7 protein-coding genes are annotated in these 8,919 nt (G+C 71.7%); 3 read left to right on the top strand and 4 right to left on the bottom strand.

Going from position 1 to position 8,919, the window contains the following annotated elements; genetic code table 11:
- Nucleotides 1–108: 108 nt before the first annotated feature.
- The 4 genes from E1193_RS27395 to E1193_RS27410 form a co-directional block, all read right to left on the bottom strand.
- Nucleotides 109–1,206 carry a succinate dehydrogenase/fumarate reductase iron-sulfur subunit gene (locus E1193_RS27395; protein ID WP_132186067.1) on the bottom strand — a complete coding sequence of 366 codons (1,098 nt, stop codon included), beginning with the start codon at nucleotides 1,204–1,206 and terminating at the stop codon, nucleotides 109–111.
- A gap of 2 nt (nucleotides 1,207–1,208) precedes the next feature.
- Entirely contained in the window at nucleotides 1,209–3,122 is a 1,914-nt protein-coding gene (locus E1193_RS27400; protein ID WP_132186068.1) for a fumarate reductase/succinate dehydrogenase flavoprotein subunit, read from the bottom strand.
- A gap of 13 nt (nucleotides 3,123–3,135) precedes the next feature.
- Nucleotides 3,136–3,957 carry a hypothetical protein gene (locus E1193_RS27405; protein ID WP_165945842.1) on the bottom strand — a complete coding sequence of 274 codons (822 nt, stop codon included), beginning with the start codon at nucleotides 3,955–3,957 and terminating at the stop codon, nucleotides 3,136–3,138.
- 283 nt (nucleotides 3,958–4,240) lie between these two features.
- A complete protein-coding gene (locus E1193_RS27410) occupies nucleotides 4,241–6,382 on the bottom strand; it encodes a prolyl oligopeptidase family serine peptidase (RefSeq protein ID WP_132186069.1) in 2,142 nt (713 codons plus the stop codon).
- A gap of 86 nt (nucleotides 6,383–6,468) precedes the next feature.
- On the opposite strand from E1193_RS27410, the gene mshB reads away from it, so the two are divergent.
- The 3 genes from mshB (at nucleotide 6,469) to E1193_RS27425 (ending at nucleotide 8,483) form a co-directional block, all read left to right on the top strand.
- On the top strand, nucleotides 6,469–7,482 hold the full coding sequence (gene mshB, locus E1193_RS27415) for an N-acetyl-1-D-myo-inositol-2-amino-2-deoxy-alpha-D-glucopyranoside deacetylase (protein WP_243707932.1): 1,014 nt from the start codon (nucleotides 6,469–6,471) through the stop codon (nucleotides 7,480–7,482).
- 17 nt (nucleotides 7,483–7,499) lie between these two features.
- Complete coding sequence (locus E1193_RS27420) at nucleotides 7,500–7,937, top strand: hypothetical protein (protein WP_132186071.1); 438 nt, start codon at nucleotides 7,500–7,502, stop codon at nucleotides 7,935–7,937.
- 81 nt (nucleotides 7,938–8,018) lie between these two features.
- Entirely contained in the window at nucleotides 8,019–8,483 is a 465-nt protein-coding gene (locus E1193_RS27425; RefSeq protein WP_132186072.1) for a hypothetical protein, read from the top strand.
- Nucleotides 8,484–8,919 lie beyond the last annotated feature (436 nt).

Below are 8,919 nucleotides of genomic sequence, written 5' to 3' on the forward strand. Positions count from 1 at the left end.
CCGCAGCCCTCTGACCCACCCCCGGCGCGGGAAGGTGGGCACGGGGGGTGGAAACGGGACGGGGCCCGCGGCGTCAGCCGCAGGCCCCCGTCGACGTCGTGGTGCTGCTCAGTGCTTCTCGTCCTGGCTCGGGTGAGCGAAGTTGAGGTGCTCCGGGGGCAGCGGGAAGGTCACGTCGTCACCGAATGGCGACGGCGCCGCCGCCCGGTCGAAGGTCAGCTCCGTCAGCGGCAGCTTGCCGCTGGCGTCCACCGCCGGTGCGGTCGGGTGCGGGACCTCGCGGTGCCAGTTCACGCCCTTCTGGGCCTGCACCTCGGCACCCGGGTCGCCCGAACCCCCGGCGTGCGAGTGGACCCCAGCCTGACGAGCGCCGCTGTGCACCACGGACTCCTTCCCCGCGTTGCTCGCGGTGCTCTGGGGCTGCTGACCCCGACGGAAGATCTTGCTACCAAGCCACACGAGGGGATCGTACCTGCGGTCGACGACCCGCTCCTTCATGGGGATGATCCCGTTGTCGGTGATCTTGATGTGCTCGGGACAGACCTCCGTGCAGCACTTCGTGATGTTGCAGAAGCCCAGGCCCTGCTCCGCCTGGGCGTACTCCCTGCGGTCGGTCCTCGCGTCCAACGGGTGCATGTCCAGCTCCGCCGCGCGGATGAAGTACCGCGGGCCGGAGAACGCAGGCTTGTTCTCCTCGTGGTCGCGGATCACGTGGCAGACGTTCTGGCACAGGAAGCACTCGATGCACTTGCGGAACTCCTGCGAGCGCTCCACGTCGACCTGCTGCATCCGGTAGTCGCCCGGTGCCACGCCCTCCGGCGGGGCGAAGGCCGGGGTCTCCCGCGCCTTCTCGTAGTTGAAGGAGACGTCGGTGACCAGATCCCGGATGACCGGGAAGGTGCGCAGCGGCGTCACCGTGACCGTCTCGTCCTCGGTGAAGGTGGACATCCGGGTCATGCAGCTCAACCGCGGCTTGCCGTTGATCTCCATCGAGCAGGAGCCGCACTTGCCCGCCTTGCAGTTCCAGCGGCAGGCCAGGTCCGGCGCGTCGGTGGCCTGCAGCCGGTGGATCACGTCGAGGACCACCTCGCCCTCGTTCACCTCGACCGTGTAGTCGCGCAGGTCGCCGCCGTTCTCGTCGCCCCGCCAGATGCGGAACCGTCGCTTCGCGCCCGGCTTGCCGGCCGGGGAACCGTTGTCACCCATCCTCAGCGCTCCTCCTCGGTGAGGGCGTCGAACTCCGCGAGCTCCTCGTCGGTCAGGTACTTGGCCAGCTCGGCGCGGTCGAACAATGCGACCAGCTCCGGCCGCATCCGCGGCAGCGGCTTGTGCGTCAGACGGACGGTGTCGCCGTCCAGCGCGCAGACCAGATTCACCCGCCGCCACTTCGGGTCCATCGCCGGGAAGTCCTCCCGGGTGTGCCCACCGCGGGACTCCTGCCGCTCCAGCGCCGCCATCGCGGTGCACTCCGAGACGACCAGCATGTTGCGCAGGTCCAGCGCCAGGTGCCAGCCCGGGTTGTACCGCCGGCCACCGCTCGCGCTGACCTTGGTCACCCGCTCGCGCAGCTCCGCGAGCCTGCGCAGGGCATCCTCGAGCTCGCCCGCACGCCTGATGATCCCGACCAGATCCCCCATCACCACCTGGAGATCCTGCTGGAGGGTGTACGGGCTCTCGCCGGTGTCCCGTTGCAGGGGCGCGAGCGCCGTCTCCACCGCGGCCTCCACCGCGCTGATCGGCACCTTCGGGCGGGAGGCCAACTGCTCGGTGTACGACGCCGCGTGCCCACCGGCCCGCTTGCCGAAGACCAGCAGGTCGGACAGCGAGTTGCCGCCGAGCCGGTTGGAGCCGTGCATGCCGCCGGAGACCTCCCCGGCGGCGAAGAGCCCTCGCACCGCCCCCGCCGCCGCCCCGGAATCCGGGTCCACCTCGACGCCGCCCATCACGTAGTGGCAGGTCGGGCCGACCTCCATCGGCTCCTTGGTGATGTCGACGTCGGCCAGTTCCTTGAACTGGTGGTACATCGACGGCAGGCGACGGCGGATCTCCTCGGCCGGCTTCCGGGAGGCGATGTCCAGGTAGACGCCGCCGGCCGGCGTACCCCGACCGGCCTTGACCTCGCTGTTGATAGCGCGGGCGACCTCGTCGCGGGGCAGCAGCTCCGGCGGACGCCGGTTGTTGTCCGGGTCGGAGTACCAACGGTCCGCCTCGGCCTCGTTGTCCGCGTACTGCTTGCGGAACACGTCCGGCACGTACTCGAACATGAACCGCTTGCCCTCGGAGTTCTTGAGGACACCGCCGTCACCGCGGACCGACTCGGTGACCAGGATGCCCTTCACCGAGGGCGGCCAGACCATGCCGGTCGGGTGGAACTGGAGGAACTCCATGTTGATCAGCGTCGCCCCGGCGCGCAGCGCCAGCGCGTGCCCGTCCCCGGTGTACTCCCACGAGTTCGAGGTGACCTTGTACGACCGGCCCACGCCGCCGGTCGCCAGCACCACCGCCGGCGCCTCGAAGAGGACGAACTCGCCGGACTCCCGGTAGTAGCCGAACGCGCCGGCGATCCGGTCTCCGTCGAGCAGCAGCTCGGTGATGGTCGTCTCGGAGAAGACCTTGATCCGGGCCTCGTAGTCGCCGAGGTCGCGCCTGTCCTCCTGTTGGAGGGAGACGATCTTCTGCTGGAGGGTGCGGATCAGCTCCAGGCCGGTCCGGTCGCCCACGTGCGCGAGCCGCGGGTACTCGTGGCCGCCGAAGTTGCGCTGGGAGATCTTCCCGTCCTTCGTGCGGTCGAAGAGCGCGCCGTACGTCTCCAACTCCCAGATCCGCTGCGGCGACTCCTTGGCGTGCAGCTCGGCCATCCGGAAGTTGTTGAGGAACTTGCCGCCACGCATGGTGTCGCGGAAGTGCACCTGCCAGTTGTCCCGGCTGTTGACGTTGCCCATGGCGGCCGCCGCGCCGCCCTCGGCCATCACCGTGTGCGCCTTGCCGAACAGCGACTTCGAGATGATCGCGGTCTTCCGGCCGGCCAGCCGGGCCTCGATCGCCGCGCGCAGGCCGGCGCCGCCGGCTCCGATCACGACGACGTCGTAGTGGTGTCGTTCGATGCGAGTGGTAGTGGTCATGTCCAGGCGCCCTCTAGTTGATGAACCGCAGGTCGTCGATCCACTCGGCCGCGACCGCCATGACGTAGAAGTCGGTGAGGGCGAGGGTGCCGAGGGTGATCCAGGCGAGCTGCATGTGCCGGACGTTCAGCTTGGACACGAACGTCCAGGCCCGGTAGCGCACCGGGCTCTTGGAGAAGTGCTTGAGCCGGCCGCCGACGATGTGCCGGCAGGAGTGACAGGAGATCGTGTACGCCCACAGCATCACCACGTTGCCGAGCAGGATGATGTTGCCCAGCCCGAACCCGAAGCCCTTCGGGGAGTGGAAGGCGAGGATCGCGTCGTAGGTGTTGATCAGCGAGATGATCGCCGCCGCGTAGAAGAAGTAGCGGTGCAGGTTCTGCCCGAGCAGCGGAAACCGGGTCTCGCCGCTGTACGCCTGGTGCCCGTCCGGCACCGCGCACGCCGGCGGCGACAGCCAGAACGACCGGTAGTACGCCTTGCGGTAGTAGTAGCAGGTCAGCCGGAACAGCAGCAGGAACGGCAGGGTCAACGCCGCGTCCGGGATGATCCACCAGCCCGGCAGGAACTGCCCGAAGTGTGACGCGCCCTCGATGCACCGATCGGTCACGCAGGGGGAGTAGAACGGGGTCAGGTAGTGGTAGTCCGCCACCCAGTAGTTGTTGTGCATGAAGACCCGTACCGTCGCGTACGCCACCCAGGCGGTGAGGCCGACGACGGTCAGCAGTGGGGCGAGCCACCAGCGGTCGGTACGCAACGTCTTCGCCGCGAGGGCGGCGCGTGGTCGCGCCCCCCGCGGCTGGGTGGCCAACGTCGTGGCCGACTTTGCTGTCATTCGAGTCGTCTCCCTGACGGAGCCCTCACGGGCGGCGGATCACATTCGTGCCGGTCAGCGGACCGGCCAGACCGCGTCCGCTGCGACGTCTTGCGCACACCAACGACCGCACCGGCATGTCGGCGCAGCTAAGTGACACACGTTACGCCGATCTTCACGGTCCGGCCGCGCAACGCAGTGTCCCGTGTGTCCCGGAGGTTGGAAAGACCCGGACCATGATCAATGTCCGGCCGGTTGTCGCCGCACCCTCCGAGGGAGGGCGGGCCGACGCCCCCGGGGCCGCCTACAGGTGGCGGCGGAGGAAGTCCAGCTCCAGGCGGAGCAGCCGCTCCGACACCCCGTCCGCCGCCAGGTGGGTCGCTCCGGTCAGCGGCAACACCGCGTGCGGACGGCCGGTGGCCAGCATCGCCGCCGAGAGCCGCAGCGTGTGCGCGGCCAGCACGTTGTCGTCGGCCATGCCGTGCACCAGCAGCAACGGCCGGGCCTGCTCCGGGGCGACCACCGGCTCGGCGGCCAGCTCCACCAGCGAGTGGTGACCGTAGATGTCGATCCCGTCGTCCGGCATCCCCAGGTAGCGTTCGGCGTAGGCGGTGTCGTACAGGGACCAGTCGGTGACCGGGGCGCCGGCGATCCCGCACCGGAACAGCTCCGGATGGCGCAGCACCGCCAGCCCGGCCAGCCAGCCCCCGAACGACCAGCCGCGCACCGCCACCCGGTCCAGGTCCAGATCCGGGTGCTTGCCGGCGAGCGCGGTCAACGCGTCGACCTGATCAGCGAGGATCACGTCGGCCAGCCGCCGGTGGACCGCCTTCTCGAACGAGGGCGCGACACCCGGCGTACCCCGGTTGTCGATCGTCACCACCCCGAAGCCCTGGTCGGCCCACCACTGCCGCTCCAGCCAGGCCGCCCGGGCGGCCACCACCTCCTGGTGACCGGGGCCGCCGTAGATGTCCAGCAGCACCGGCAGTCGGGTGCCCTTCACGTGGTCGGTGGGGTACAGCACCCCGGTCGGCAGCCGGCGGTCGGTCACCCGGACCAGCGTCGGCCGAGGGGCGTACGGCGGGGTGGCGGCCAGCGAACGCAGCCGGGCGACCTCCCGGTCGCCGCGCCACACCGACCAGCTGGTGCCCGGGTCGTCCAGGGTGGCGGTGCCGACCACCAGCACGTCCCCGCCGACGGCGGCGGTGTGCCAGCCCGGCGTGCCGCTCATCCGGCGGGCGTCCACCCCGCCGCCGATCGTGGTCCGGACCCGGTACAGGTGGCGCTGGCTCGGCTCGCCCTCGCTCGCCTCGACCAGCAGGTCGGCCGGGCCGCCGCCGGTCGGCAGCCGCCCCACCACCCGGCGTACGTACAGCGACGGCGGGGTGAGCAGGGTGCCGTCGGCGAAGAGGCAGCGGGCATCGTACCCGTCGTGGGCCAACTCGCCGCCGACCAGCACCCGGCCGTCCGGCAGGTGCGCCGGCGTGCCCGGGATCGGCTCCACCCAGCGCGGGTCGGCCAGCTCGGCGTGCACCTGCGTCTCACCGGTGCGCGGGTCGACCGCCAGCACCAGGCCGTGCTGCTGGGATCGGCGCAGCACCGTGATCAGCGGCCCTCCGCCATCGGCCCAGGTCACCGCAACCAGGTAGGGGTAGGTCTCCCGGTCCCAGTGCACGTCGACCCAACCGCCGTCGAGGTCGAGCAGGTGCAGGCTGACCTCGGCGTTCGGGCCGCCCGCCCGGGGGTACGCGACGCTGGACGGCGCGGTCGCCGGGTCGGCCGGGTCGTGCAGGTACCAGCGCGGCAGCCGGCTCTCGTCGACCCGGGCGGCCAGCACCGACCGGCCGTCCGGGGCCCACCAGTAGCCGCGGAACCGGTGGAACTCCTCGGCCGCCACGTGCTCGGCCAGCCCCCAGGTCGCCCCGGAGTCCTCCCCGGCCAGCACGTTGTCGGTGCCGTCGGGCTCGATCACCCGCAGCTCGCCGCGGCGGAGCCCCTCGGCGGCGTCCGTGACGTACGCCAGCCGCTCGCCGGTCGGGTCGGGCCGCGGATCGACCACCGGCCCGGCGGTGCTCACCTCGACCACGTCGCCGTGCACCAGGTCGGCCCGGAACAGCCGCCCGGCCAGCGGGAAGACCGCCACCCGACCCGCCGCGTCCAGGGCGTACGAGCCGATGCCGGCGCTGCTCACCCGCTGCCGCTCGCGCAGCGTCCGCTCGCCCGGGGAGAGCACCGCCGGGTCGTCCCCACCGAGCAGCGCGGCCGGGTCGGCGACCAGCCGTTCCTCGCCGGTGGCCACCTCCAGCGACCAGAGCGCCTCGGCCGGATCCTCCGGACCGCCCGAGCGGAGGAAGACCACCCGGGAACCGTCGTCCGCCACGGTGACGGCGCGCGGCGCCCCGTGGCTGAACCGACGGGTACGGGCGGCCAGCTCGGGAAAGTCCACGCTTCGGATCGTAGGGGCGGGGCCGGCGTGATGTGGCCGACCTGAGCTGACGCGTAACCGTCGGCGGGCCAGAACCGCCGGATAGAGTGACGCACGTGACGACGCTGCCCGACCGACGCCTGTTGCTGGTCCACGCGCATCCCGACGACGAGTCGATCGGCACCGGGTCGACGATGGCCCACTACGCCGCCGCCGGCGCCCACGTCACGCTGGTGACCTGCACCCTCGGCGAGGAGGGTGAGATCCACGTACCGGAGTTGGCCCAGCTCGCCGCGGCCGGGGCCGACCAGCTCGGCGGCTACCGGATCGGCGAGCTGGCCGCCGCCTGCGCCGCGCTCGGCGTCACCGACCACCGCTTCCTCGGCGGGGCCGGCCGCTACCGCGACTCCGGCATGATGGGCTTGGCCACCAACGACCATCCCCGCGCCTTCTGGCAGGCCGACCTGGACGAGGCCGCCGGGCATCTGGTGGAAATCATGCGCGAGGTCCGCCCACAGGTCATGATCACGTACGATCCGAACGGCTTCTACGGCCATCCCGACCACATCCAGGCCCACCGGGTGGCGATGCGGGCGCACGAGCTGGCGTCCGCCGAGGGCTGCGCGCCGGCCAAGGTCTACTGGACGGCGATGCCGCGCGGCGTGCTCGAAGCCGGCATGACCCACTTCATCGAGGCGTCGGACAACCCCTTCGCGGGCATCAACAGCGTGGACGAGCTGCCCTTCGGCACCCCGGACGACCAGATCGCCGCCCGCGTCGACGCCACCGAGCAGCACGCCGCCAAGGAGGCGGCGATGCGTGCCCACGCCACCCAGATCCCGGCCACCTCGTGGCTCTACTCGATCGCCGGCAACTTCGGCGCCGAGTTCATGGGTGTGGAGTACTTCACCCTCGCGATCGGGAGGAAGGGCCCCGGGTCGGGCCCGTACGGCTGGGAGGACGACCTCTTCGCCGGCCTGACGACGGCCGGGCCGGACGTGTCTCCGGCCACCGCGGCCGGGCCGGACCTGTCCCCGGGCACGACGGCCGGGCCGGACGTGTCTCCGGCCACCGCGGCCGGGCCGGACGTGTCTCCGGCCACCGCGGCCGGCCTCCGGTGACGCTGCCCGCCGCGCCGATGCCGCTCGTCGAGGAGGAGACCGCTCCGCCGCCGTCGAGCACGGCGCACCGCCTGCTCGACCTCGGTCTGCGGGCGGCCGGTGGGATCGTCTCGGTCTCTGGCGGGATGCTCGCCGCCGTGCTCGGGCTGGTGCTGGCCCCGGTGCGGGTGGATGGTCGCCTGATCGGTGTTGCGGTGCCGGTGACCATCGCCGCCGCGATCGTGCTCAGCTGGTTCGCGTACGCGACGGTCGGCCGGAAGTGGGCGCTGGCGCTGCCCGCGCTGCCCTGGTTCGCGTTGACGGCGGTGGCGGCCGTTCGGACGGCCGAGGGCGACCTGCTGCTCACCGGAGACAACTGGGTCGGCCTGGCGACGATCGCCACCGGTGCGATGACCTTCGCGGTGATGGCGTTCCGGCGGATCCTCAGCCCGCCGCAGGGCGGTCACCAGGGGTGATGGCGGCACACCGGCTGTGGTGGTAGACATTCCTGCCAGAAGGCCCGCCGTGGGGGCGGGCGGTACGGCGGGAGGCGTGCGATGAGGGATCGGTGGCGCGCGGTCGGTGTCCTGGCGGGAGCGCTGTTCGCGGTCAACATGGTGGCTCGGCTGATCATCAAGCTCGGCTTCGACGGGAACGACACCGCCGCCGACCGGGTTTCGCTCGGCATGTTCGTGGTGATCGGGACGATCCTCGCCGCGGTGGTCTTCGTGCAGGGTCGTAACCGCCCGGCCGGGGCGTGGGGCGCCGACATGGGCGCGGCGGTGGTGTTCGCGCTGGTGTTGACCGTGCTGGTCGGGCCGCTGCTGGTCGGCGACAACCCGTTCGGTGGGGGCGCCGGGCTGTTCTTCGCCCAGATCTGGCTCTACCTGCTGGCCGCCGGCGCCGGCGTGGCCATCGGCTACCTGGTGCTGACCGCGCTCGGCCTCGATCACCGTTCCCAGCAGCTCAAGCGGTACGCCGAAACCAAGGCGGCGAAGCCGCGCCGAGTGGTCCGCCGCTGACCTGTCCCGAGGTGGTCCGTTGCTGGCCTGTCCCGGGGCCTGCTGCTGGCCTGTCCCAGGATGGCCTGCCGCTGGCCTGCCCTGGGGATCCGCCGCTGGCCTGCCCTGGGGATCCGCTGCTGACCTGCCCCCGGGTGGTTTCTTGGCTGTCCACGGGCGGCCGGTGCCCGCTCCGGACCGCCTGGCGCGACCGGCTGTCGCCTGCGGCGACGATGGCCACGAGTGCGGCCTGGGGCCGCCGGCTGTTGCCTGGCGCGGTCCGGCTGTCGGGCGGCTTCATCCTGGCGGTGATCGACTCCGTTTGCCGCGATCGGTGGTGTTCGGGGAAGGGGATACCGCCAGGCGACGCAAACGGAGTCGATCATCAGGCGGTGGGCGTCGGTGGGCGTCGGTGGGCGTCGGTGGGCGTCGGTGGTTGTGGGGCGGTGGCGGACAT

The organism is Micromonospora sp. KC606, from assembly GCF_004348675.1.
In the GTDB taxonomy this organism is placed as follows: domain Bacteria; phylum Actinomycetota; class Actinomycetes; order Mycobacteriales; family Micromonosporaceae; genus Micromonospora.

Excerpts from the sequence above, each read along its gene's own strand:
- E1193_RS27420 (WP_132186071.1), top strand. The coding sequence starts at position 7,500 with ATGCCGCTCGTCGAGGAGGAGACCGCTCCGCCGCCGTCGAGCACGGCG.
- E1193_RS27425 (WP_132186072.1), top strand. The coding sequence starts at position 8,019 with ATGAGGGATCGGTGGCGCGCGGTCGGTGTCCTGGCGGGAGCGCTGTTC.
- E1193_RS27395 (WP_132186067.1), bottom strand. The coding sequence starts at position 1,206 with ATGGGTGACAACGGTTCCCCGGCCGGCAAGCCGGGCGCGAAGCGACGG.
- E1193_RS27405 (WP_165945842.1), bottom strand. The coding sequence starts at position 3,957 with ATGACAGCAAAGTCGGCCACGACGTTGGCCACCCAGCCGCGGGGGGCG.
- E1193_RS27400 (WP_132186068.1), bottom strand. The coding sequence starts at position 3,122 with ATGACCACTACCACTCGCATCGAACGACACCACTACGACGTCGTCGTG.